At 35.5% G+C, this 24,082-nt stretch carries 23 protein-coding genes and 4 tRNA genes; all 27 read left to right on the top strand.

Annotated features, from left to right (window positions below; all coding sequences use genetic code 11):
- Positions 1-144: 144 nt before the first annotated feature.
- The 27 genes from fbaA to A8B35_RS04760 all read left to right on the top strand — a co-directional run bounded on the left by fbaA (position 145) and on the right by A8B35_RS04760 (position 24,056).
- Complete coding sequence (gene fbaA / locus A8B35_RS04630) at positions 145-1,221, top strand: class II fructose-bisphosphate aldolase (protein WP_075602216.1); 1,077 nt, start codon at positions 145-147, stop codon at positions 1,219-1,221.
- 97 nt (positions 1,222-1,318) lie between these two features.
- Positions 1,319-2,635, top strand: a complete 1,317-nt coding sequence (locus A8B35_RS04635) for a sodium-dependent transporter (protein ID WP_075602217.1) — start codon at positions 1,319-1,321, stop codon at positions 2,633-2,635.
- A 173-nt stretch (positions 2,636-2,808) separates the two neighbouring features.
- Positions 2,809-3,651: a helix-hairpin-helix domain-containing protein gene (locus A8B35_RS04640; protein WP_075602218.1), complete on the top strand. Its 843-nt coding sequence runs from the start codon at positions 2,809-2,811 to the stop codon at positions 3,649-3,651.
- 204 nt (positions 3,652-3,855) lie between these two features.
- Positions 3,856-4,047, top strand: a complete 192-nt coding sequence (gene rpsU / locus A8B35_RS04645) for a 30S ribosomal protein S21 (RefSeq protein ID WP_075602219.1) — start codon at positions 3,856-3,858, stop codon at positions 4,045-4,047.
- 71 nt (positions 4,048-4,118) lie between these two features.
- On the top strand, positions 4,119-5,003 hold the full coding sequence (locus A8B35_RS04650) for a tyrosine-type recombinase/integrase (RefSeq protein WP_075602220.1): 885 nt from the start codon (positions 4,119-4,121) through the stop codon (positions 5,001-5,003).
- Between the two features lie 18 nt (positions 5,004-5,021).
- Positions 5,022-5,321: a ribosome hibernation-promoting factor, HPF/YfiA family gene (gene hpf / locus A8B35_RS04655; protein ID WP_075602221.1), complete on the top strand. Its 300-nt coding sequence runs from the start codon at positions 5,022-5,024 to the stop codon at positions 5,319-5,321.
- Positions 5,322-5,490: 169 nt separating this feature from the next.
- Positions 5,491-5,573 (top strand) — tRNA-Tyr (locus tag A8B35_RS04660).
- A gap of 84 nt (positions 5,574-5,657) precedes the next feature.
- Positions 5,658-5,730, top strand: a tRNA-Gly gene (locus tag A8B35_RS04665).
- A gap of 8 nt (positions 5,731-5,738) precedes the next feature.
- Positions 5,739-5,810 (top strand) — tRNA-Thr (locus tag A8B35_RS04670).
- 66 nt (positions 5,811-5,876) lie between these two features.
- The gene (gene tuf, locus A8B35_RS04675; RefSeq protein WP_075602222.1) at positions 5,877-7,064 is read left to right on the top strand and encodes an elongation factor Tu; all 1,188 of its coding nucleotides are present in this window, start codon (positions 5,877-5,879) and stop codon (positions 7,062-7,064) included.
- A 48-nt stretch (positions 7,065-7,112) separates the two neighbouring features.
- Positions 7,113-7,185 (top strand) — tRNA-Trp (locus A8B35_RS04680).
- A gap of 61 nt (positions 7,186-7,246) precedes the next feature.
- Positions 7,247-7,441 (top strand): preprotein translocase subunit SecE, encoded by a 195-nt coding sequence (gene secE / locus A8B35_RS04685; protein ID WP_075602223.1) that lies wholly within the window; start codon positions 7,247-7,249, stop codon positions 7,439-7,441.
- A gap of 13 nt (positions 7,442-7,454) precedes the next feature.
- Positions 7,455-8,000: a transcription termination/antitermination protein NusG gene (nusG, locus tag A8B35_RS04690; RefSeq protein WP_075602224.1), complete on the top strand. Its 546-nt coding sequence runs from the start codon at positions 7,455-7,457 to the stop codon at positions 7,998-8,000.
- Positions 8,001-8,114: 114 nt separating this feature from the next.
- Entirely contained in the window at positions 8,115-8,558 is a 444-nt protein-coding gene (rplK, locus tag A8B35_RS04695; RefSeq protein ID WP_075602225.1) for a 50S ribosomal protein L11, read from the top strand.
- A 20-nt stretch (positions 8,559-8,578) separates the two neighbouring features.
- Positions 8,579-9,274 (top strand): 50S ribosomal protein L1, encoded by a 696-nt coding sequence (gene rplA / locus A8B35_RS04700; RefSeq protein WP_075602226.1) that lies wholly within the window; start codon positions 8,579-8,581, stop codon positions 9,272-9,274.
- 25 nt (positions 9,275-9,299) lie between these two features.
- Positions 9,300-9,818 (top strand): 50S ribosomal protein L10, encoded by a 519-nt coding sequence (gene rplJ / locus A8B35_RS04705; RefSeq protein ID WP_075602227.1) that lies wholly within the window; start codon positions 9,300-9,302, stop codon positions 9,816-9,818.
- Positions 9,819-9,858: 40 nt separating this feature from the next.
- Positions 9,859-10,236, top strand: coding sequence for a 50S ribosomal protein L7/L12 (gene rplL / locus A8B35_RS04710; protein WP_075602228.1), 378 nt, complete (start codon positions 9,859-9,861; stop codon positions 10,234-10,236).
- Between the two features lie 104 nt (positions 10,237-10,340).
- On the top strand, positions 10,341-14,153 hold the full coding sequence (rpoB, locus tag A8B35_RS04715) for a DNA-directed RNA polymerase subunit beta (protein ID WP_075602229.1): 3,813 nt from the start codon (positions 10,341-10,343) through the stop codon (positions 14,151-14,153).
- An 80-nt stretch (positions 14,154-14,233) separates the two neighbouring features.
- Positions 14,234-18,505 carry a DNA-directed RNA polymerase subunit beta' gene (rpoC, locus tag A8B35_RS04720; protein WP_075602230.1) on the top strand — a complete coding sequence of 1,424 codons (4,272 nt, stop codon included), beginning with the start codon at positions 14,234-14,236 and terminating at the stop codon, positions 18,503-18,505.
- A 78-nt stretch (positions 18,506-18,583) separates the two neighbouring features.
- Positions 18,584-18,904: a DUF3467 domain-containing protein gene (locus tag A8B35_RS04725; protein WP_075602231.1), complete on the top strand. Its 321-nt coding sequence runs from the start codon at positions 18,584-18,586 to the stop codon at positions 18,902-18,904.
- A gap of 58 nt (positions 18,905-18,962) precedes the next feature.
- The gene (locus A8B35_RS04730; RefSeq protein ID WP_075602232.1) at positions 18,963-20,123 is read left to right on the top strand and encodes an exo-beta-N-acetylmuramidase NamZ family protein; all 1,161 of its coding nucleotides are present in this window, start codon (positions 18,963-18,965) and stop codon (positions 20,121-20,123) included.
- A gap of 151 nt (positions 20,124-20,274) precedes the next feature.
- Positions 20,275-20,619: a DRTGG domain-containing protein gene (locus A8B35_RS04735; RefSeq protein WP_075602233.1), complete on the top strand. Its 345-nt coding sequence runs from the start codon at positions 20,275-20,277 to the stop codon at positions 20,617-20,619.
- Between the two features lie 4 nt (positions 20,620-20,623).
- Positions 20,624-21,043 (top strand): ATP-binding protein, encoded by a 420-nt coding sequence (locus tag A8B35_RS04740; RefSeq protein WP_245820769.1) that lies wholly within the window; start codon positions 20,624-20,626, stop codon positions 21,041-21,043.
- Positions 21,044-21,084: 41 nt separating this feature from the next.
- Positions 21,085-22,461 carry a [Fe-Fe] hydrogenase large subunit C-terminal domain-containing protein gene (locus A8B35_RS04745; RefSeq protein WP_075602234.1) on the top strand — a complete coding sequence of 459 codons (1,377 nt, stop codon included), beginning with the start codon at positions 21,085-21,087 and terminating at the stop codon, positions 22,459-22,461.
- Entirely contained in the window at positions 22,448-22,783 is a 336-nt protein-coding gene (locus A8B35_RS04750; protein ID WP_075602235.1) for a DRTGG domain-containing protein, read from the top strand. The genes A8B35_RS04745 and A8B35_RS04750 overlap by 14 nt, the downstream gene beginning before the upstream one ends.
- An 8-nt stretch (positions 22,784-22,791) precedes the next feature.
- Positions 22,792-23,511: a PHP domain-containing protein gene (locus A8B35_RS04755; protein ID WP_075602236.1), complete on the top strand. Its 720-nt coding sequence runs from the start codon at positions 22,792-22,794 to the stop codon at positions 23,509-23,511.
- Positions 23,508-24,056 (top strand): ATP-binding protein, encoded by a 549-nt coding sequence (locus A8B35_RS04760; RefSeq protein ID WP_075602237.1) that lies wholly within the window; start codon positions 23,508-23,510, stop codon positions 24,054-24,056. Before A8B35_RS04755 ends, A8B35_RS04760 begins: the two co-directional genes overlap by 4 nt.
- The last annotated feature ends 26 nt before the right edge of the window (positions 24,057-24,082 follow it).

The following is a 24,082-nucleotide window of genomic DNA, read 5'->3' on the forward strand; positions in this document are numbered from 1 at the left end:
CTGTCAGTTTTGTCCGTTTATTAATTCATAAACAGAGTATTGCTTATCAGAAATTATAGGTAAGAAGAAAATAAGTTAATTAATATATGTTGCCTGTTGCATATTTAACAGGAAGGTCTCTAAATTATTATAAATAAAGACACGATGAAAAAAGTTTTAGATGTAGTAAAACCAGGTGTTGTTACTGGTGATGATGTACAAAAGTTATTTCAAGTAGCAAAAGAAAACGGTTTTGCAATTCCAGCAGTAAACGTTGTTGGTACTGATTCAATTAACGGTGTTTTAGAAGCTGCTAAAGTAGTTAACTCTCCAGTTATCATTCAGCTTTCAAACGGTGGTGCTGCTTTCTGTGCAGGTAAAGGTATTGGTCTTGCAGGTCAAGAAGCTCAAATTTTAGGTGCTGTAGCTGCTGCTAAGCATGTACATATTATGGCTGAAGCTTATGGTGTGCCAGTGATTCTTCATACTGACCACGCTGCTAAAAAATTATTACCTTGGATCGACGGATTATTAGATGCTGGTGAAAAGCATTTCGAAGAAACAGGTAAGCCATTATTTTCTTCTCATATGTTAGACCTTTCTGAGGAGCCTTTAGAAGAAAACTTAGCAACTTGTAAAGCTTATTTCGAAAGAATGAACAAAATCGGTATGACTATCGAGATTGAATTAGGTATTACAGGAGGTGAAGAAGATGGTGTTGATAACTCTGATGTTGACAACGCTTTACTTTATACTCAACCAGAAGAAGTAAACCAATCTTACGAAGTATTAAAAGAAGTTGGTCCTAACTTCACAATTGCGGCTTCTTTCGGTAATGTACACGGTGTATATAAGCCAGGTAACGTTGTTCTTACTCCAAAAATTCTTGATAACTCTCAAAAATTCATCGAGGAGAAGCATGGTTTATCTTCAAACCCAGTAAACTTTGTATTCCATGGTGGATCAGGTTCTACTTTAGAAGAAATCCGCGAAGCTATCGGTTATGGTGTTGTTAAAATGAACATCGATACAGATACACAATGGGCTACTTGGGATGGTATCCGCGTATTCGAAGCTGAAAACCGTGAGTACTTACAAGCTCAAATTGGTAACCCAGATGGTGACGATAAGCCAAACAAAAAATATTACGATCCACGTGTATGGTTAAGAAAAGGTCAAGTTTCTTTAGTTGAAAGATTAAAAGTTGCTTACAGCGATCTTAACTGTATTGACGTACTATAAGTTAAATAGTACAAAATAACTTTAAAGCCCTCACCATTTTTGGTGGGGGCTTTCTTTTTTCAATATATTTGCACTTTGTAAACATTATTAATTCATTATGGCTCATAGTAATAGAGATGGATTCTCAAGTAAGTTTGGTGTAATAGCAGCGGCGGCAGGTTCGGCAGTAGGTTTAGGTAATATTTGGCGTTTCCCATATGTTGTTGGAGAAAATGGCGGAGGGGCCTTTTTGTTATTGTATTTATTTTTTATTGTACTTATTGGAATTCCAGTAATGCTATCTGAGTTAATGATTGGGCGAAAAGCACAGGTGAATGCATTTAGGGCTTTTCCATCCTTAGCCCCCAAAGCTCCTTTTTTTAAAATTGTCGGTATTATGGGGGTTGCAGCAGCTTTCTTAATATTGTCATTTTATGGAGTGGTTGCTGGTTGGACTGTTGAGTATATATGGCTTGCAGTAACTAATCAATTAGCAGGGCAGAGTAATGCAGAGCTCAAAGTTTTATTCGATACATTCTCAGGGTCTACTATTCAGCCAATTTTTTACCTTGTTGTTTTCATGGCAATGACCGCATTTATTGTGCGTGGAGGTATTCAAAACGGAATTGAAAAATATACTAAGGTGCTAATGCCTTTGTTGTTTGTAATTATAGTTGTTCTTTGTTTAAGGGCTGTTACCTTAGATGGGGCAATGGTTGGTATTGAATTTTTATTTAAGCCCGATTTTAGTAAGATTACTGGTGATGTAATTCTAAGTGCACTTGGGCAAGCTTTCTTCTCGTTAAGTATTGGTATGGGTGTTATTGCAACTTACGGATCTTACATTTCAAAAAAAGAAAATTTATTGAATACTGCAGTGTCTGTTTCTTTTGCTGATACATTAATTGCAATCTTATCGGGGGTGGCTATTTTTCCAGCGGTGTTTGCTTTTGGTATTGAGCCGGGTGAAGGCCCAGGTTTGGTGTTTGTAGTTTTGCCACAAGTTTTTAGTCAAATGATGGGCGGATATGTTTTTGCTGTAGCCTTTTTTATATTGCTATTAATTGCTGCCTTAACTTCATCGGTTTCGTTACTTGAGGTAGTAGTTGCTTATTTTTCTGAGGAATTAAAGCTTGAGCGTAAAAAAGCAACAGTTTTAGCTGCTGTTTCTATTACGGTTTTAGGCGTGTTTTGTGTGGTGTCACCAAAGTTATTTGATCTTTTTGAATGGACATCCTCTAATTTGCTGTTGCCTTTCGGAGGTCTTTTAATAGCAATTTTTGTTGGTTGGGTTTTAGATAAGGAAGTTGTAAGAGCAGAGTTAGAGAGTCACGGTAAAAAGGTGGCTATATTTAAAGTTATAATGCTTATTGTAAAATACATTGCTCCAGTAGCAGTAGCTATTGTTTTATTGCAAAGCTTAGGTGTCTTTTAAAATACAAATTTGCTTTTTCTAGTAATGTTCTTATTTTTATAAGAGCTAATAAACTAGAAGTTTAATGGTGGCGTTATTGTTTTAATAATTGAAGTTCGCTTTATAAAAAAGGTGTCTTTGCTTATTAAAATGATAGCGCTTACTTTTTTTAAGCTCTCGTTAAAACCTAATCTATGTTTGATAAACTGCTTTTATATACCCGGTCGCAACAAAGGGGTATTATAGTTCTTGTGGGTCTTATTATTATACTATTGATAGTAAGGGGTCTTTTGCCATCATATTTCGAATTTATTTACAAAAAAGAAGTAACTGAATACGAAAGGTACTTCATTGCGCTTAATGATTCGCTTAATGATTCGCTTAAGGAACAGCGCGATCGACCTCTACAATTGTTTAGTTTTGATCCTAACCTTATTTCTAAGGAGGACTTAATGAAATTGGGTTTTAATTCATATCAAACCAAAAATCTTTTATCTTATCGTAAAGCAGGTGGTAGTTTCAAAAAAACAACTGACCTAAAAAAGATTTATGGTGTTGATAGTACTCTGTATAATAAAATTTCACCTTATGTTAGGATAGTGCAGGCCCCTAAAGTTGAGACTAAGTTTATACCTAATAAGAAAAGTAAGCTAAATATTAATAAGGCAACTTACAGTGATCTTGTTAAGGTAAATGACCTTGGTTCAAAATTGGCATCTCGTATAATTAATTTTCGTAAAGCCCTTGGTGGTTTTTATGATATGAAACAGATTGATGAGGTTTATGGAATTAATAAACAGCTTTGCGTGGCGATTAAAGTTGAGTTTTATGCTTCGCAGAAAGATATACGTAAAATAGACTTGTCTGAGTATAATATAACCATGTTAGCCAAGCATGCATATCTCAACAGAAAACAAGCAGAAAAAGTATTGAAATTGTACGAAAAATATAAGGATAGTGGCGAAATATCTGAATTTTATAAACAATTGACAGGAAGTGGGTTGGGTAAAATAATTCCTTATATAGTAGCTTGGTAGTATGTTGTGAATTAGTGCATTATGATTAGGTTTGTTAAGTTTAGATGTAAAAAGAATTCGTAAAGTTTGTTGACGTGAAAAAACTTTGCTTTCTTTGCACCTGCAAATAATCAACAAATGTACTGTTATGTACTCGGAAGTTTCTGATTATTTGAGATTTAAGTAATAAAATTTAGAGAAAATAAAAAATCAAAGGAGATAGTTATGATTGTTATTCCAATTAAAGAAGGCGAAAACATCGAGAGAGCATTAAAAAAATTCAAAAGAAAATTTGAGAAAACTGGAGCGATGAGATCTTTGCGTTCACGTCAAGCTTTCACTAAACCTTCTGTTAAAAGAAGAGAAGAGGTTAAAAAAGCTATTTACATACAGCAATTACAACAAAACGAGGATTAAATTAAATTCTTAAGGTCAATAGTGTAAAATTTGTTATATTCGTTTAAACGAATAGCTCCAATTGACCTTACATGATTTTAATAGAATCTTTTATAAAATATTTAGAGTTCGAGAAGCGCAGTTCTGAACATACAATTGCTTCATATAGCTGTGATCTCGAACAATTTATTCTTTTTGCTAAGCAGAAAGATGTAACTCATGTGTCTGATGTCAATCGCAAACTAGTTCGTAGTTGGGTTGTTTATTTGGTAGGTGAGGGTATGGCACCGAAAAGTGTAGGTCGTAAAATAACATCACTTAAATCATACTTCAATTATCTTATGCGTGAAGGATTTGTCGAAATTAATCCGGCAAAAGACATAAGTACTCCAAAAATTCCAAAAAAAATTCCAATATTTGTAAGAGAGTCCGAAATGGATCTTTTATTAGATGAATTCCCTTTTACAAGCGATTATGAAGGTGTCAGAGATAGGCTCATTCTTGAATTGTTGTATGGTGTGGGATTGCGACGTTCTGAATTGGTTGGTTTAAGAGATAATGACTTTGATTTTTCATTAAAAGAAATTAAAGTTACAGGTAAATATAAAAAACAGCGCTATATACCTCTTAATGCAAATCTTTTGTTATTAATTAAGAAATACTTGGTAGTAAGAAATCGGGAATTTGAAATTGGTGATAATGGATTTTTCTTTTTAACAAAGAAAGGAGATGCGGTATATGCTAAGTTAATTTACAGAGTTGTTAATAAATATTTGTCATCTGTTACTACCTTGCAAAAAAAGAGTCCGCACGTTTTAAGGCATTCTTTCGCAACATCGTTATTGAATGCTGGTGCTGATTTGAATGCTATAAAAGAATTGTTAGGTCACTCTAACTTAACTGCTACTGAAGTGTACACTCATAGTAGTTTTGAAAAAATAACTGATATATATAAACAGGCCCATCCGCGGTCTTAAATTTAAGGAGGATTACGTATGAATATTACAATTCAATCGGTGAAGTTTGACGCCGCTGATCATTTACAAGGTTTTATTGAGCAGAAGGTGAGTAAATTAGATGTGTTTTTTGACGGTATTATTGATGCTGAAGTTATATTGAAGCTTGATAAAGCTGAATCTAGTGAGAATAAGGTAGCTGAAATTAACTTGAAAGTTCCTGGAGGAGATTTATTTGCAAAGAAGCAGAATAAATCTTTTGAAGAAGCTGTAGATTCTTCTTGTGAAGCCATGAGAAAGCAACTTATTAAGTACAAAGAGAAGGTGAAAGCTAAATAATTAAAAAATAACTAATTATTTTTGCGCAGTGGAAAAATAATCCTACATTTGCACACCGTTTTAAAAAGGTAAAACTTTTAGGATAAAAAATAAATAAAATCACAGGCTGATTATAGTAATATAATCAGCCTGTGAAATGAAATAAAGTTTCTTTTAACGAAAAGAACTTGGGCAGATACCAAAGCGGCCAACTGGGACGGACTGTAACTCCGTTGTCTTTCGACTTCGCAGGTTCGAATCCTGCTCTGCCCACAAGAACCAGAAAATATTAAATTTTATTCGGGTTTGCGAAGTTTTTGATTAATAAATCATTACCTTTGTAGCCCCGAAGCAAAAGCGGGAGTAGCTCAGCTGATAGAGCATTAGCCTTCCAAGCTAAGGGTCGCGGGTTTGAATCCCGTCTCCCGCTCTTTTTCCGCCGATGTAGCTCAGGGGTAGAGCGTTTCCTTGGTAAGGAAGAGGTCATGGGTTCAATTCCCATCATTGGCTCTATTTCTGGTTCGGTTTTTTATAAAAATTAATAGTTAATATTTTAATTGTCTAATTATTCGAGTTATGGCTAAAGAACATTTTGACAGGTCAAAGCCTCACGTGAACATCGGTACTATCGGTCACGTAGACCACGGTAAAACCACTTTAACAGCTGCTATTACAAAAGTTTTGGCTGAAGCTGGGTTATCAGAAGCAAGAGATTTTGATCAAATTGATAACGCTCCTGAGGAGAAAGAAAGAGGTATTACAATTAATACTGCTCACGTTGAGTATCAAACTGCAAACCGTCACTATGCACACGTTGACTGTCCAGGTCACGCCGATTATGTGAAAAACATGGTAACTGGTGCTGCGCAGATGGATGGTGCTATTATTGTAGTTGCTGCTACTGATGGTCCTATGCCTCAAACTCGCGAGCACATTCTACTTGCACGTCAGGTAAACGTTCCTAAACTAGTTGTGTTTATGAACAAAGTTGACATGGTTGACGATGAAGAGCTTTTAGAGTTAGTAGAAATGGAAATTCGTGAGTTGTTAGACTTTTATGAGTTTGATGGTGACAACACTCCTGTAATCCAAGGTTCTGCTTTAGGTGGACTTAATGGAGATGCTAAGTGGTCTGAAAAGATTATGGAGCTTATGGAAGCTGTTGATACATGGATTCCTCTTCCTCCACGTGATATTGATAAGCCTTTCTTAATGCCTGTTGAGGATGTTTTCTCAATTACAGGTCGTGGTACTGTTGCAACAGGTCGTATTGAGTCTGGTGTAATCAACACTGGTGATGAAATGCAAATTATCGGTTTAGGTGCTGAAGGAAAGAAAACTGTATGTACAGGAGTAGAGATGTTCCGTAAGATTCTTGATAGAGGTGAAGCTGGTGATAACGTAGGTTTATTATTACGTGGTATCGATAAAACTGAAATCAAAAGAGGTATGGTTCTTGGTGCTCCAGGATTAATTACTCCTCACACTAAGTTTAAAGCTGAGATTTATGTATTGAAGAAAGAAGAAGGTGGTCGTCACACTCCTTTCCATAACAAATACCGTCCTCAGTTTTATTTACGTACTCTTGATGTAACTGGTGAGATTTCTCTTCCAGAAGGTACTGAAATGGTAATGCCAGGTGATAACGTAACAATCACTGTTGAGCTTATCTACCCAGTAGCTATCGATCAAGGTCTTCGTTTCGCTATCCGTGAGGGTGGTAGAACTGTAGGTGCAGGTCAGGTAACTGAAATTGTAGAGTAACAATATAGGTGATAATGGAAGGAGAAATCCTTCCATTATTCTTGTTATACGGGTTTAGCTCAGTTGGTAGAGCACTGGTCTCCAAAACCAGGTGTCAGGAGTTCGAGTCTCTTAACCCGTGCAGAGAAAGAAAGATTTAAGCATTTTTATGATGCTTTGTATTCAGATAAAATTATAATCCAGTGAGTAAGATTGTTAATTATTTCAAAGACGTTCAAGAGGAATTAGTTCACAAGACGTCGTGGCCAACTTGGCCTGAGCTTCAAAATAGTGCATTAATTGTAATGGTAGCTTCAACTATAATTGCACTTATTGTTTGGGGAATGGATGTTTCGTTCGATAATACACTAGATTGGTTATATAAACAACTTTACTAACAATTGGTAATAGATGGGTAGCGTCGATAAAAAATGGTATGTATTAAGAGCCATTGGAGGTAAAGAGAAAAAAGTTAAAGAATACGTTGAAAATGAAATTGAGCGTCTAAATCTTCAAGATTATATTGCTCAGGTTTTAATTCCAACTGAGAAAGTTTACCAAATTCGTAATGGTAAAAAAATCAGTAAAGAACGTAACTACTTCCCAGGATATGTAATGATTGAGGCTGCACTTGTTGGAGAGATTCCTCATATTCTTAAAAGTATTCCCAATGTTATCGGATTCTTAGGTGATAGAGATAATAGTGCGGTACCTTTACGTATGTCTGAAGTAAATAGGATTCTTGGTAAAGTTGATGAGTTATCAGATACTGAAGAGGATTTAGATATTCCATATTTTGTTGGAGAAACTGTTAAAGTTATAGACGGTCCATTCAATGGTTTTAATGGAATTATCGAAGAAGTAAATGAAGAAAAGAGAAAGCTTCAAGTAATGGTTAAAATTTTCGGAAGAAAAACACCATTGGAATTGAGTTTTCTACAGGTTGAGAAAGAGTAGTTGAATTATTCTAAATTGTACGTTAAGCTTCCATAAGGGATTTATCTCTTATCCACTGCAACGCAAGTTTAGTTCACACCTTTAATATATATAATAATTAATAAGAATTGCTACATGGCTAAAGAAGTAGAAACTTTTATCAAATTACAGATAAAAGGTGGAGCAGCAAACCCTTCACCACCTGTAGGTCCTGCATTAGGTGCCAAAGGTGTAAATATTATGGAGTTTTGTAAGCAATTCAACGCCAGAACTCAAGAAAAAGCAGGTAAAGTTTTACCAGTTGTTATTTCGGTGTATACAGACAAATCTTTTGATTTTGTTATTAAAACACCACCAGCAGCTGTTCAACTTTTAGATGCTGCAAAGCTTAAAGGAGGTTCTCCTGAGCCAAACCGTAAAAAGGTTGGATCAGTAAATTGGGATCAAGTTAAAGCAATTGCTGAGGATAAGATGGCTGATTTGAATTGTTTTACAGTAGAATCCGGTATGCGTATGGTTGCTGGAACTGCCAGAAGTATGGGTATCACCATTGATGGTGAATTCCCAGGTGATAATTAATTTAATACCATTTTGGAGTTATGACAAAACTAACAAAAAGTAAAAAGTTAGCGTTAGATAAAATCGAAGCGGGAAAACAATATTCTCTCGAAGAAGCAGCCAAATTGGTAAAGGAAATTACCACTACTAAATTTGATGCTTCGGTAGATATTGACGTACGTTTAGGTGTTGATCCAAGAAAAGCAAACCAAATGGTAAGAGGTATTTGTACGCTTCCTCATGGTACTGGTAAAGAAACTCGTGTTCTTGTACTTTGTACTCCTGATAAGGAAGAAGAAGCGAAAGCTGCAGGTGCTGATTACGTTGGATTGGATGAATACGTTGAAAAGATCAAAGGTGGCTGGACTGACATCGATGTGATTATTACTATGCCTAGTGTTATGGCTAAAGTTGGACAATTAGGACGTGTTTTAGGTCCTCGTGGTCTTATGCCAAACCCTAAGAGTGGTACTGTTACAATGGAAGTTGGTAAGGCTGTTCAAGAAGTAAAATCGGGTAAAATTGACTTTAAAGTTGATAAATTCGGAATAATTCACGCTTCAGTTGGAAAAGTATCCTTTGATGAGCAAAAGCTAGTTGAAAATGCGAAAGAGTTTATGAATGTTATTCTAAAACTTAAGCCAAGTTCAGCAAAAGGTACTTATGTGAAAAGTATTGGTCTTTCTAGTACTATGAGTCCCGGTGTTCGTATTGAACCCAAGTCGGTAGATGCTTAATGTTTAACTACAGAAAAAAGGAATCATGAATAAGGAAGATAAAAGCTTACTTGTAAAAGAACTAAAGCAGAATATTGCTGACTATAACCACTTTTATGTGGTTGATGCTGGCGGTATGGATGCAGGTAAAACAAGTGACCTTCGTAGATTATGTTTTAGTAAAGAGGTTAAAATGATGATGGTGAAAAACTCACTATTCGTTAAAGCTCTTGATCAAACAGAAGGTGACTATGAAGAACTTTATGGATCTCTAGTTGGATCTTCAGCTGTTTTCTTCACAAATGTAGGTAATGTACCAGCAAAATTAATTCAAGATTTTGCTAAGGCTAATAAAAAGCCGGTATTAAAAGGTGCTTACGTTGAAGAATCATTGTATATCGGAGCAGACCAATTAGGTGCTCTAGCTACAATTAAGTCTAAAGACGAGTTACTAGGCGATATCATCAGTCTATTACAATCACCAGCGAAGAATGTTATTTCGGCACTTCAATCAGGTGGTTCAACAATACATGGTGTCTTACAGACACTAGCCGAAAAAGAATAAGTAAAAAAAGTAAAGAATTAATATTTTAATATTTAGAGAAATGGCAGATTTAAAGAAGCTTGCAGAAGAATTAGTTAACTTAACAGTAAAAGACGTTAACGAGCTTGCAGAGATCCTTAAAGACGAATATGGTATTGAGCCTGCTGCTGCAGCTGTTGCTGTTGCTGGTCCTGCCGCTGGTGGTGATGCCGGTGCTGCTGAAGAGCAAACTGAATTTGACGTAATTTTAAAATCAGCTGGTTCTTCAAAACTAGCTATCGTAAAATTAGTTAAAGAAATGACTGGTGTAGGTCTTAAAGAAGCTAAAGAATTAGTTGACAAAGCACCTGCTCCATTAAAAGAAAAAGTTTCTAAAGAAGAAGCTGAAGCTTTAAAAACTCAATTAACTGAAGCTGGAGCTGAAGTTGAACTTAAGTAATTACTACTACCTATAATATAGGGTTGGTTTAGGGACTTATCATTGATAAGTTCCTATGCCTTTTTATGCATTTATGTTATTAAGTTCAATTAATTCGTTAATAAATGACTCCAATTAATACAAGCGAAAGAATTAGCTTTGCTTCTATAAAAAATCAATTAGAGTATCCAGATTTTTTAGAAGTACAATTAAAATCGTTCCGAGAATTCTTTCAATTCGGAACTACACAAGAGGAAAGACGTATCGAAGGACTTTACGAAGTCTTTGCTGAAAACTTTCCAATTACAGATACACGAAATAATTTCGTATTAGAGTTTCTTGATTTTGGTATTGATCCACCTCGTTATAGTATACAAGAATGTACTGAGCGTGGTTTAACTTTTAGTGTGCCTTTAAAAGCAAAACTAAAGTTATATTGTACTGATCCAGAACACGAAGATTTTGATACAGTTGTACAAGATGTTTATCTTGGAACTGTACCATATATGACAGACAAAGGTAGTTTCATTATTAATGGAGCAGAGCGTGTTGTTGTATCGCAGCTACATCGTTCACCAGGTGTGTTTTTTGGTCAAAGTACTCATGCTAATGGTACCAAATTATATTCTGCACGTATAATTCCTTTTAAAGGTTCGTGGATTGAATTTGCTACTGATATTAACAGTGTGATGTATGCCTATATTGATAGGAAAAAGAAATTACCTGTAACTACTTTATTACGTGCCATTGGTTACGAAAGTGATAAGGATATTCTTGAGATTTTCGACCTTGCAGATGAAATAAAAGTTTCTAAATCGGGTTTAAAGAAAGTTGTTGGTCGTAAACTAGCAGCACGTGTTCTTAAAACATGGATTGAGGATTTCGTTGATGAAGATACAGGTGAGGTTGTTTCAATCGAGCGTAACGAAGTTATAATCGATCGTGAAACAGTTATTGAAACTGAGCATATTGAAGAAATCGTAGACTCTGGTAGTAAAACAATTCTTTTACATAAAGAAAACCAGAATCTTTCAGATTTTGCAATCATATATAATACTTTACAGAAGGACCCATGTAACTCTGAGAAAGAGGCTGTTCTTCATATTTATCGTCAATTGAGAAACGCTGAGCCACCTGATGAGGCTACAGCTCGTGATGTAATTGACAAACTATTCTTTTCTGATAAACGCTATGACCTTGGAGAAGTTGGCCGTTACAGATTGAATAAGAAGTTGGGTATAGATACTGAAATGGATACTAAGGTATTGACAAAACCCGATATCATTCAGATCATCAAATATTTAATTGAACTTATTAACTCTAAAACTGAAGTAGATGATATTGACCACTTAAGTAATCGTCGTGTACGTACTGTAGGTGAGCAGTTGTCTAATCAGTTTGGTGTAGGTTTAGCTCGTATGGCTAGAACAATTCGTGAGCGTATGAATGTTCGAGACAATGAGGTATTTACACCTATTGAACTTATTAACAGTAAAACATTATCTTCTGTTATTAATAGTTTCTTTGGAACAAATGCTCTATCTCAGTTTATGGATCAAACAAATCCGTTGGCAGAGATAACTCATAAAAGACGTATGTCAGCCTTAGGGCCTGGAGGTCTTTCCCGTGAAAGAGCTGGTTTTGAGGTTCGTGATGTTCACTATACACACTATGGCCGTCTTTGTCCGATTGAAACACCAGAAGGTCCAAATATTGGTCTTATTTCATCTCTTTGTGTATTTGCAAAAATTAATGATTTAGGATTTATTGAAACACCATATCGTAAAGTTGATAATGGTCAAGTTGACCTTTCTGCTGATGGTGTTAAATATTTAAGTGCAGAAGAGGAGGAAACATTACTTATCGCGCAAGCAAATGCACCTCTTGATGAAGTTGGAAAATTTGTTAACTCTAGAGTTAAGGCTCGTGAGGAAGCTGATTATCCGGTTGTTGCACCTGAGGAAATTCAATTAATGGATGTTGCACCAAATCAGATTGCTTCGGTTGCCGCTTCATTAATTCCATTCCTTGAGCATGATGATGCAAACCGTGCTTTGATGGGATCTAACATGATGCGTCAGGCAGTTCCATTATTGCAACCAGACGCACCAATTGTTGGTACAGGATTAGAAGGAAAATTAATTAGCGATTCTCGTACTAACATCGTTGCAGAAAAAGATGGTGTTATTGATTTCGTTGATGCTGAGGAAATTGTTGTAAAGTATGATCTTACTGATGATGAAAGATTCGTTAGTTTTGATACGGATACCAAACGATATTCTATTCAGAAATTCCAAAAAACGAACCAGAACACTTGTATTGACTTAAAACCTATGGTTTTACCTGGTCAACGAGTTAAGGCTGGAGATATTTTAACACAAGGATATTCTACAGAAAAAGGAGAATTAGCACTAGGACGTAACCTTAAAGTGGCGTTTATGCCTTGGAAAGGTTATAACTTTGAGGATGCTATCGTAATCTCTGAAAAAGTTGTTCGTGATGATATTTTTACTTCTGTTCATATTGATGAATATTCTTTAGAAGTGCGTGACACTAAACGAGGTTTGGAAGAATTAACTTCAGATATTCCTAACGTAAGTGAAGAGGCTACTAAAGATCTTGATGAGAATGGATTAATTAGAGTTGGTGCCCATGTTAACCCGGGTGATATCTTAATAGGTAAGATTACTCCAAAGGGTGAAAGTGATCCAACTCCTGAAGAAAAATTACTACGTGCCATTTTCGGTGAGAAAGCTGGAGATGTAAAAGATGCTTCATTAAAAGCTTCTCCTTCATTGAAAGGAGTAGTTATTAATAAAAAACTTTTCTCTCGTATTATTAAAGATAGAAAAGCACGTTCTTCAGACAAGCCATTAATTGCTAAAATTGATGAAGAGTTTGATCGTTCAGTTTTAGATTTAAGAACTCGTTTGGTTGATAAATTATTTACCATAGTAAATGGTAAAACGTCTCAAGGTGTTAAAGATTATTTTGATGTAGATATCGTTTCTAAAGGAACTAAATTCACTCAAAAGATCCTTAATGATATTGACTACCATAATATCAACCCAAATAAATGGACAACTGATGCAGAGAAGAATGCATTAATTCAAAAAATGGTTCATAACTATTTATTGAAGTTCCAAGAGTTTGAGGCGAAGGAAAAACGTCAAAAATATAACTTGACAATTGGTGATGAGTTACCTGCAGGTATCGTACAATTAGCAAAAGTATATATTGCTAAAAAACGTAAGATAACAGTAGGTGATAAAATGGCCGGTCGACATGGAAATAAAGGTATCGTTTCTCGTATCGTTAGAGTTGAGGATATGCCTTTCCTAGAAGACGGAACACCGGTTGATATTGTACTGAATCCATTAGGTGTACCTTCAAGGATGAACCTTGGTCAGATATATGAAACTGTATTTGGATGGGCCGGAAAAGAGCTAGGTGTTAAGTTTGCTACACCAATTTTTGATGGTGCCAAAATGGCTGATATGGATTATTGGACTGATAAGGCAGGAATTCCACAATATGGTAAAACATATCTTCATGATGGAGGTACAGGTGCACGTTTCCACCAACCAGCAACAGTAGGTGTTATTTACATGCTGAAGCTTGGACACATGGTAGAAGATAAAATGCATGCTCGTTCTATCGGTCCTTACTCTTTAATTACGCAACAGCCTCTTGGAGGTAAAGCACAATTTGGTGGTCAGCGTTTTGGAGAGATGGAGGTTTGGGCACTCGAAGCATTTGGTGCTGCAAACATACTACAAGAGATTCTAACTGTTAAATCTGATGATGTAATGGGTCGTGCAAAAGCTTATGAAGCGATTGTTAAGGGTGATCCAATGCCGAAACCAGGTATTCCAGAATCGTTGAATGTATTGTTACATGAGCTTAGAGGTCTAGGTTTAAGTGTAAATCTTGATTAGAGCATTTTTTATCATTGAATAATGTGTATGCATTATTCAATGGTTGCCTTTTAGTATTAAATTAATTAAGAAGTCGTTATATGGCATTCAGAAGAGATCAGAAAGTAAAAAATAGTTTTACAAAAATCTCTATCGGCTTAGCTTCACCAGAGGAAATTCTAGAGAGATCTAGTGGTGAGGTTCTTAAACCGGAGACCATCAATTATAGAACTTATAAACCAGAGCGAGATGGATTATTCTGTGAAAGAATATTCGGTCCTGTAAAGGATTATGAGTGTCACTGTGGTAAATACAAGAGAATAAGATATCGTGGTATCGTATGTGATCGATGCGGTGTTGAGGTTACAGAAAAGAAAGTGCGTCGTGAAAGAATGGGACATATTTCTTTAGTTGTACCTGTTGCACATATCTGGTATTTTAAATCATTACCTAATAAAATTGGTTATTTATTAGGTTTACCAACAAAGAAATTAGATTCTATCATTTACTACGAAAGATATGTAGTAATTCAGGCAGGTATTAAGTCTGAAGATGGAATTAGCTATATGGATTTCTTAACAGAAGAGGAATATCTTGATATTTTAGATACTCTTCCAAGAGAAAACCAACATCTTGAAGATGATGATCCAAATAAATTTATTGCTAAGATGGGTGCTGATGCACTTCATATGATCTTATCAAGAATTGATTTAGATGGATTGTCTTATGATTTAAGACATAAAGCAAATACTGAAACTTCTCAACAACGTAAAAATGAGGCATTGAAACGTCTTCAAGTTGTTGAATCTTTCCGTGCATCAGTTGGTCGTAATCGTCCTGAGTGGATGATCGTAAAAGTAGTTCCGGTTATTCCACCAGAATTAAGACCTCTTGTGCCATTGGATGGTGGACGTTTTGCAACATCCGATTTAAATGATCTTTACCGTCGTGTAATTATCAGAAATAATCGTTTGAAAAGATTAATTGAAATCAAAGCTCCAGAAGTAATTTTACGTAATGAGAAACGTATGCTTCAAGAGTCTGTTGATTCATTATTCGATAACTCACGTAAGGCAAATGCAGTTAAAACTGATGCTAATAGACCTTTAAAATCATTATCAGATAGTTTAAAAGGTAAGCAAGGACGTTTCCGTCAAAACTTACTTGGAAAAAGGGTTGATTATTCTGCACGTTCTGTAATTGTTGTGGGACCAGAATTAAGAATGCATGAGTGTGGTATTCCAAAAAACATGGCTGCCGAGCTTTATAAGCCTTTCGTAATTCGTAAATTAATTGAAAGAGGAATTGTAAAAACAGTTAAGTCAGCTAAGAAGATCGTTGATAGAAAAGATCCTGTAGTTTGGGATATTCTTGAAAACGTAATTAAAGGTCATCCTGTGCTACTTAACCGTGCTCCAACTCTACACCGTTTAGGTATACAAGCATTCCAACCTAAACTTATTGAGGGTAAAGCGATCCAATTACATCCGTTAGCATGTTCTGCATTTAATGCCGATTTTGATGGTGACCAGATGGCGGTACACTTACCACTTGGTAATGCTGCTATATTGGAAGCGCAAATGTTAATGTTAGGATCTCAAAACATCTTGAACCCTGCGAATGGTGCTCCTATTACTGTACCATCTCAGGATATGGTTCTTGGTTTATACTATATGACTAAGAAACGTGAAGGTGCAAAAGGAGAAGGATTAAAATTCTACTCTCTTGAGGAAGTTAAAATTGCTTTTAACGAAGGTGGAGTAGATTTACATGCTGAAGTTGAAGTTAAAGGTTATGATTTGAATGAAGATGGCGTGCCTGAACTTCAAATGGTAAAATCAACTGTTGGTCGTATCTTATTTAATGAGTTTGCTCCGCGCGAAGCAGGTTTCATTAATGATGTATTGACTAAGAAAGCATTGCGTGATATTATTGGTCATGTTCAGAAAACATGTGGTACACCTCGTACAGCTGATTTCTTAGATGATATTAAGAATTTGGGATATACAATGGCATTTGAAGGTGGACTTTCGTTTAACCTTGGTGATGTTATTATTCCTGATGAAAAAGCAACCTTAGTAGAAGGCGGTTATAATGAAGTTGAGGAAGTGAAGAATAACTATAATATGGGATTCATCACTTACAATGAACGTTACAACCAAATTATTGATATCTGGACGCATGTAAATGCCAAGTTAACGAATACGGTGATGAACCAATTAAGTTCTGACCGTCAAGGTTTCAACTCGGTATATATGATGCTTGATTCTGGAGCGAGGGGTTCTAAAGAACAGATTCGTCAGCTTTCAGGTATGAGGGGGCTTATGGCTAAACCTCAAAAGTCTGGTGCTGCAGGAGGACAGATTATTGAGAATCCAATTCTTTCTAACTTTAAGGAAGGACTATCAGTACTTGAGTACTTTATTTCTACTCACGGTGCGCGTAAAGGTCTTGCAGATACGGCTCTTAAAACTGCCGATGCTGGATACTTAACACGTCGTTTAGTGGATGTATCACAAGATGTGATTATCCAAGAGAATGATTGTGGTACATTAAGAGGATTAATTGCTACTGATATTAAGAACAACGAAGATATCGTAGCTACATTATATGAGCGTATTCTTGGTCGTGTATCTGTTCATGATGTATACCATCCAAATACGGGTGATATTATCGTACAAGCAGGAGAAGAAATCGATGAAGATAAAGCAAAAGTTATAGATGAGTCTCCAATAGAGCGTGTAGAAATACGTTCGGTATTAACTTGTGAATCAAAAAAAGGAGTTTGTGCTAAGTGTTACGGTCGTAACCTTGCTACAGGTGCTTCTGTTCACATTGGTGAAGCTGTTGGTGTTATTGCAGCTCAGTCTATTGGTGAGCCGGGTACACAGCTTACTCTACGTACGTTCCACGTAGGGGGTACTGCAGGTAATATTTCTTCGGAGAATAGCATTGTAGCAAAATACGATGGTGTTCTTGAGTTTGAGGAGTTACGAACAGTAGCTAGTAAAGACGAAGAAGGTAGAAGTGTTGATATGGTAATTGGTCGTTTGGCTGAATTGCGTATTATTGATAAAAATACAGGTATTGCACTAGCTAATCACCCAATCGGATATGGTTCTAAATTATTCGTTAAGAATGGCCAAGAAGTTAAAGCTGGTGAGTTGATTAGTGAGTGGGATCCATATAATGCAGTAATTATTTCAGAGAAAGCAGGTTCTGTTAGCTTTGATAATTTACTTGATGGTGTTACTTATAAAGAGGAATCTGATGAACAAACAGGTTTCCGTGAGAAAGTAATTATTGAAACTCGTGATAAAACGAAAAACCCGGCATTAAAGATTGTTGATGAGTCTGGAGAGGTATTGAAAACATTCAACTTACCAGTAGGAGCTCACATTTCTGTTGATGAAGGTGCTAAAGTTAAAACGGGAGAGATTGTTGCTAAGATACCAAGAGCTGTTGGTAAAGCAGGTGATATTACAGGGGGGCTTCCTCGTGTTACCGAGTTATTTGAGGCTCGTAACCCTTCACATCCAGCAGTTGTTTCTGAGATTGATGGTGAGGTTACTTTTGGCAAAATCAAGCGTGGTAATCGCGAAATTATTGTTACCTCTAAGAATGGTCAAGTTAAGAAGTACTTAGTACCTCTTTCTAAACAAATCTTAGTTCAAGAGAACGATTACGTTCGTGCAGGTATTCCTTTATCGGATGGAGCCACAACTCCTTCAGATATTCTTCATATCATGGGACCTACAGCTGTACAAGAGTACATTGTAAATGAGGTTCAAGATGTATATCGTTTACAAGGTGTGAAAATTAATGATAAGCACTTTGAGATTATTGTACGTCAGATGATGCGTAAAGTGGATATTGTTGATCCAGGTGATACTAAATTCTTAGAGAAGCAGATTGTTGATAAGCTTGTATTTATGGAAGAGAATGATGGCATCTACGCTAAGAAAGTAGTAGTAGAGGCCGGAGATTCAGAAAACTTAAAAGCAGGTCAAATTGTAACAGCTCGTCGTTTAAGAGATGAAAATTCTCAATTAAAACGTAGAGATATGAAATTAGTTGAAGCTAGAGATGCAGTACCAGCAACATCAAGTCAGGTGTTACAAGGTATTACACGTGCTGCTCTTCAAACTAAGAGTTTCATGTCAGCTGCTTCCTTCCAGGAAACAACTAAAGTGCTTAATGAAGCTGCTATATCTGGTAAAGTCGACAAACTTGAAGGATTGAAGGAAAATGTGATCTGTGGTCACTTAATTCCAGCAGGTACAGGACAGCGTAGATTTAACAATCTAGTAGTTGGTTCTCAAGAGGAGTACGAAAAATTAACAAGTCGTGCTGAAGTTCAAGAAAATGAATAGATAAATATTTATTTACTATTATATTTGAGGGAAGTATTTTTATACTTCCCTTTTTTATTGATATAAACAGACATAAATATGGAAGATCAGAAAAAACAAAATCAATTGAATATCGAGTTAAACGATGAAGTAGCGCAAGGAACATATGCTAACCTTGCAGTTATTACGCACTCTACTTCAGAATTCGTTTTAGACTTTATACGAGTTATGCCTGGTATGCCTAAGGCACAGGTTAAATCAAGAGTGGTTGTAACACCAGAACATGCCAAAAGATTAATGCGTGCTTTGCAGGATAATATCAATAAATTTGAGTCGATGCATGGACCGATTAAAGATATTGATGGTGGAGGTCAGACAGGAAATATTCCAATGAACTTCGGAACACCGGGACAAGCATAAAATATTAATAACAGGTTACCTATGCGGGTAGCCTGTTTTCAGTTAATCACTCTTCAATATGCGTTTTATATTATTCTTTCTTTTGTTATTTACTATTGCCTGTACTGCCCAAAATATTGATCATTTAAAGGTTGGTGCAGAATGTACAAGTAGTTATTATTCTTTATTAGGGGATAAAAATATTGGCTTGGTAGTTAATCAATCTTCGCTTGTAAATAATAAGCATTTAGTAGATGTATTATTAGAGAATAATTTTAGTATTGAACGTATATTTTCTCCAGAGCATGGATTTAGAGGAAAGGCCGATGCTGGTGAAAAAGTAAATAGCTCTATCGATGAGCAAACAGGAATTCCAATTGTATCATTGTACGGGAGTAATAAAAAGCCAAAACCTGATCAACTTGCAGGTATTGATATAGTATTATTTGATTTGCAAGATGTGGGTGTTCGGTTTTACACTTATATAAGTACAATGCATTATGTAATGGAAGCTTGTGCTGATAAGAATATTCCATTTATTGTGTTGGATAGGCCAAATCCCAATGGTGATTATTTCGATGGCCCAGTTTTAGAACCGGATTACAAATCTTTTGTTGGAATGCATCCTATTCCAATAGTTCACGGTTTAACAGTTGGAGAATTAGCAATGATGATTAATGGAGAATCGTGGTTATCCGATAGCTTAACTTGTGATTTAAGTGTGGTAAAGATGAATGGATGGAATCATAGTACAAAATATAAATTACCCATTAAGCCTTCTCCAAATTTACCAAACTATAATTCCATACGTTTATATCCTTCTTTATGCTTATTTGAGCCAACTCAAATTAGTATAGGCAGAGGAACCTATTCTCCTTTTGAAATATTAGGCTTTCCAAATTCAAGTATTGGCAATTATACTTTCACTCCCCAGAGTATTGATGGGATGTCGAAATATCCTAAACATGAGAATGTAGAATGTAAAGGTCTTGATTTACGAAATAGTTCAAATCAGTCATCTTTCTCTTTAGATTACCTTCTTCAATTTTACAGAGCTTATCCTGATAAGAGTGAATTCTTCACTAACAAACGTTTCTTTAATTTATTAGTTGGTAATTCAAGTTTAATACAACAATTAAAAGAAGGTAAAAGCGAATTAGAGATACGAGCTTCTTGGCAGGATGACCTTTCAAAATATTCGAAGCTTCGCGATAAATATCTATTGTATCCGAAAGAATAACTTTTAGTACCACTTTAACGAACATTATTCCATCTATTTAGATTGGATATATATTGTTATATACTAACATTTGCTTTTTGTTTTCTTACTGATAGAATGTAAATTTATGAGTATTGAAGAAATAATTCTTTAATAAAGTTTACATCTATCTATGACTATAAAAGAAATTATAGAGGTAACTGGGGCTCAACTGATCTGTGGCGAATCTAATATTGATAATATTATAGAATTTGCCTTCTCAAGTGATCTGATGAGTGATGTACTTACGCAAGATTCGGATCAAGTATTACTTATTACAGGACTTTCAAATTTACAGACCATACGAACTGCAGAAATGGCTGATATCAATTATATTTTGATTGTTAGAGGTAAAGCTATTTCCAACGATATGATACGCCTAGCTGAAGAGAATCATATCTCATTATTACAATCAGATTTATCGATGTTTCATATATCGGGTTTATTATATGCACAAGATTTAAAACCAATATTTTAGCCTTATGATGCGCACAAATTACAACGTTGAAGGAGGAGATTTTACCAAAGCCGGTAATGTTGCTAGTTGTGTGAAAAAAACATTAAAGCAGTTAAACGTGAATGCCAAAATTATTAAACGAGTTGTTATTGCTTTATATGAGGCAGAGGTAAATATTGTGGCTCATGCTTATCAAGGTCATGTTACTATAGATATAGATGATCAATATATTACAATGTTGCTTAAGGATAAAGGACCAGGAATAGAAGATATTGATTTAGCAATGACTCAGGGATTCTCAACAGCTTCGGCCAAGGTTAGAGAAATGGGTTTTGGTGCAGGAATGGGGTTGCCAAATATTAAGAAGAACGTGGATGAACTTACTCTAGAGAGTGAAATTAATATAGGAATTACTCTTTGTTTAAAAGTTAAGTTGACAGAATAAAAAAGAAAACGATTAGAGTGCAAATTCATTAATTATAAGCTATGAATGAGCAATATACATATCATGCAATAAAGGTTGATCATAATGTATGTTACGGTTGTACCCATTGTATGCATGTATGTCCTACAAACTCAATTCGAGTTAATAATGGTAAAGCGCATATACTGATAGATAAGTGTATCGATTGCGGCGAATGCTTGAAAAATTGCCCAGTAAATGCCATTTATGTCGATCAAGATGACTTTAGTAATATCTACGAGTATAAGTATCGTGTAGCTCTCGTTCCAGCGGTTCTTACAGGTCAATTTCCAACCAATATTATCGAAGAAGAGATCTTTGGTGAAATGAATAAATTGGGCTTCACTCATGTATACCATGCGGAAGATATGGCTCCAGTAATTAAAGAGCTTATTAACTACCAAATTTCGGAGGACACAGATAAGCCACTTATTTCTACTTTTTGCCCTGCTGTAGTACGTCTTATTCAAGTAAAGTTTCCGCTTTTGTTACCACACTTAGTAGATACATTACCTCCAATTGATGCATCGGCTATTTATTATCGAAAATTATTGGTTGAAGAAGGGATACCCGAAAACGAAATCGGGATATTTTATATAACACCATGTGCAGCTAAAATAGCATCTATTAAGAATAATTTGTCATCGAGTAATTCAAATATTAATGGTGTTATTAATATGAGTTTCTTGTACAACCGTATTTATGGTGCCATTAAAAATAGTAATTCGTGCACTACAAAAAATCCTTTATTGTCTGAGCTCACTCAGGATAGCATTAAATGGAGTTTGTCGCGCGGCGAACTTAGTCAGATTGATGGGACAGGTTTAGCCGTTGATGAAATTAATAATGTGATTGAATTTCTGGAGTTGCTTGAGAATGGAGAGGTACCTGAACTGGACTTCCTAGAGTTGAGAACTTGTGACCAAGGTTGCGCTGGTGGTGCTCTTTTGCAAGGGAATCGTTTTTTAACGGTAGAGCGAATTAAAACACGAGCTAAAAAGCTAAAGATAAATTCTTTCCAAGAGTCATATTGGGATAAATGTAAAGACGTATTTAATAATAAAGCCTGTTTGAAATATGAGGTTAAGGAGGCAAAACCGGCAGTTTTAGATAAAGATTTTTCTAAAGCTCTTAAAAAGATGGAGCGCATCAGAGATCTTATGTGCTTTTTACCCGGAATAGATTGTGGTGCCTGTGGGTCGCCGAGTTGTCAAACTCTGGCTGAAGATATAGTGCAAGGGGATTCAAACCTATCAAATTGCGTGTTTTTGCAACGGATGATGGAAAAGAAAAGGAAACTTCACAGCAATCATGCCATTCGTATAATTGAAGGAACATGGGGTAAAGATAGATTAGATAAGGACTGTAAAAAGAAAGGAGCAAAAAATGAAGATATCTGAAGTGGTAGATCAGTTGAATTTGAAAGTTTTTTCGGGATATAAAGGCCTACATAAAGAAATATTAGGAGCATATACCTCAGATCTGTTAAGTGATGTAATGGGAAACTTAAACGAAGGTTATATATGGATAACACTACAAACCCATCAGAATATAATGGCGGTATCCTCATTAAAAGATGCATCTGCTATACTTATGGTGAAGGGATTAAGTCCGGAGGCAAGCACAATTAAAATGAGTGAAGAGGAAGGTATCCCGATTTTAGGAACAGAATTAGAGACTTTTGAAATATCGGGTAAATTATTCATGCTACTTAATCAATAACAATTGAAATGAAGAATTATCGGGCCGATTTACATATTCATACAGTGCTATCTCCTTGTGCTAGTTTAGATATGAGTCCTGATAACATTATAAAAGAAGCAATAAAAAAGAAGCTTGATATAATTGGAATAACAGATCATAATTCAACCAAACAATGCAAAGTAGTTGATGTACTAGGAAAGAAAAATGGTATAAAAGTTCTTTTAGGAGTTGAAGTTAGCAGTAAAGAGGAGGTACACTGCTTGGCTTATTTTGAGAGTTACACAGAATTGGCTTTATTTCAAGAATATATAGATCAACATTTGCCCTACATAAAAAATCAATCCAAAAAGTTTGGTGATCAGGTATGGGTAAATCAGTTTAATGAGATAATTGGCATTGAAGAACGCTTACTAATAGTTGGTTTAAAGCAAACCATTGACGAGATAGCAATTAAGGTAAAAGAGCTTAGCGGTATTTTTATTCCGGCTCATATTAATAAGGCTCGTAATAGCTTAATCAGTCAATTGGGATTTATGCCAACAAATTTGTCAGTAAACGCTATCGAGGTTTTTAAAGGTACTGATATAGATGCTTTATGTAAGCTGCACAAATGGGCAGCTCAGTATAGCATACTTACAAACTCAGATGCGCATGAATTGCAACAGATAGGACAAAATTGTAATAACATACAGCTTGAAGCTCCAACGTTTCAAGCCATAAAAGAAGCTTTAAAGAAAGGTTTATGAGAGATTTATCTATGCATATTTTAGATATTGTTGGTAACTCAGTAAGAGCAAAATCTACAGAAGTTAAAATCATATTGATGGAGGATATGGATTATGATATTCTCAGCTTGAGAATTGAAGACAATGGGTGTGGAATGAGTGAAGCTACCATTAAAAAGGCAATGGATCCCTTCTTTACTTCCCGAAAAACCCGTAAAGTAGGTCTTGGTATTCCTTTGTTGCAGCAAAATGCAGAGTTAACAAATGGTGGGATAACTATTGAATCTGAAATAGGTAAAGGAACTCAACTAACTGCTGTGTTTGTACGCTCGCATATCGACAGGCCGCCATTAGGCGATATTGCAGATACCATCGCTTTGATAATCTCCGGTAATCCGAATGTAAATATTATTTATTCTCATTCCTTTAATGATGAAAAGTACATTTTAACTACAAAGGAAATTATTAACTCTTTAGAGAATGTGTCAATTTCTCATCCTAAAATAAACCAATTTATAAAGCAAATGATTGAAGAGAACCTTGAATTGATAGGTGTTGAATTATAAAAAAAATCTACATTAAATACCCAAAG

This window comes from Saccharicrinis aurantiacus (genome assembly GCF_001660705.2).
Lineage (GTDB): Bacteria > Bacteroidota > Bacteroidia > Bacteroidales > Marinilabiliaceae > Saccharicrinis > Saccharicrinis aurantiacus.

Coding starts and splice junctions, on each gene's coding strand:
- A8B35_RS04635 (WP_075602217.1), top strand. CDS start 1,319: ATGGCTCATAGTAATAGAGATGGATTCTCAAGTAAGTTTGGTGTAATA.
- rplK (WP_075602225.1), top strand. CDS start 8,115: ATGGCTAAAGAAGTAGAAACTTTTATCAAATTACAGATAAAAGGTGGA.
- A8B35_RS04650 (WP_075602220.1), top strand. CDS start 4,119: ATGATTTTAATAGAATCTTTTATAAAATATTTAGAGTTCGAGAAGCGC.
- A8B35_RS04640 (WP_075602218.1), top strand. CDS start 2,809: ATGTTTGATAAACTGCTTTTATATACCCGGTCGCAACAAAGGGGTATT.
- A8B35_RS04745 (WP_075602234.1), top strand. CDS start 21,085: ATGAATGAGCAATATACATATCATGCAATAAAGGTTGATCATAATGTA.
- rpsU (WP_075602219.1), top strand. CDS start 3,856: ATGATTGTTATTCCAATTAAAGAAGGCGAAAACATCGAGAGAGCATTA.
- rplA (WP_075602226.1), top strand. CDS start 8,579: ATGACAAAACTAACAAAAAGTAAAAAGTTAGCGTTAGATAAAATCGAA.
- A8B35_RS04735 (WP_075602233.1), top strand. CDS start 20,275: ATGACTATAAAAGAAATTATAGAGGTAACTGGGGCTCAACTGATCTGT.
- fbaA (WP_075602216.1), top strand. CDS start 145: ATGAAAAAAGTTTTAGATGTAGTAAAACCAGGTGTTGTTACTGGTGAT.
- rplJ (WP_075602227.1), top strand. CDS start 9,300: ATGAATAAGGAAGATAAAAGCTTACTTGTAAAAGAACTAAAGCAGAAT.
- rplL (WP_075602228.1), top strand. CDS start 9,859: ATGGCAGATTTAAAGAAGCTTGCAGAAGAATTAGTTAACTTAACAGTA.
- A8B35_RS04730 (WP_075602232.1), top strand. CDS start 18,963: ATGCGTTTTATATTATTCTTTCTTTTGTTATTTACTATTGCCTGTACT.
- A8B35_RS04725 (WP_075602231.1), top strand. CDS start 18,584: ATGGAAGATCAGAAAAAACAAAATCAATTGAATATCGAGTTAAACGAT.
- rpoB (WP_075602229.1), top strand. CDS start 10,341: ATGACTCCAATTAATACAAGCGAAAGAATTAGCTTTGCTTCTATAAAA.
- A8B35_RS04760 (WP_075602237.1), top strand. CDS start 23,508: ATGAGAGATTTATCTATGCATATTTTAGATATTGTTGGTAACTCAGTA.
- A8B35_RS04755 (WP_075602236.1), top strand. CDS start 22,792: ATGAAGAATTATCGGGCCGATTTACATATTCATACAGTGCTATCTCCT.
- A8B35_RS04740 (WP_245820769.1), top strand. CDS start 20,624: ATGATGCGCACAAATTACAACGTTGAAGGAGGAGATTTTACCAAAGCC.
- hpf (WP_075602221.1), top strand. CDS start 5,022: ATGAATATTACAATTCAATCGGTGAAGTTTGACGCCGCTGATCATTTA.
- rpoC (WP_075602230.1), top strand. CDS start 14,234: ATGGCATTCAGAAGAGATCAGAAAGTAAAAAATAGTTTTACAAAAATC.
- nusG (WP_075602224.1), top strand. CDS start 7,455: ATGGGTAGCGTCGATAAAAAATGGTATGTATTAAGAGCCATTGGAGGT.
- A8B35_RS04750 (WP_075602235.1), top strand. CDS start 22,448: ATGAAGATATCTGAAGTGGTAGATCAGTTGAATTTGAAAGTTTTTTCG.
- tuf (WP_075602222.1), top strand. CDS start 5,877: ATGGCTAAAGAACATTTTGACAGGTCAAAGCCTCACGTGAACATCGGT.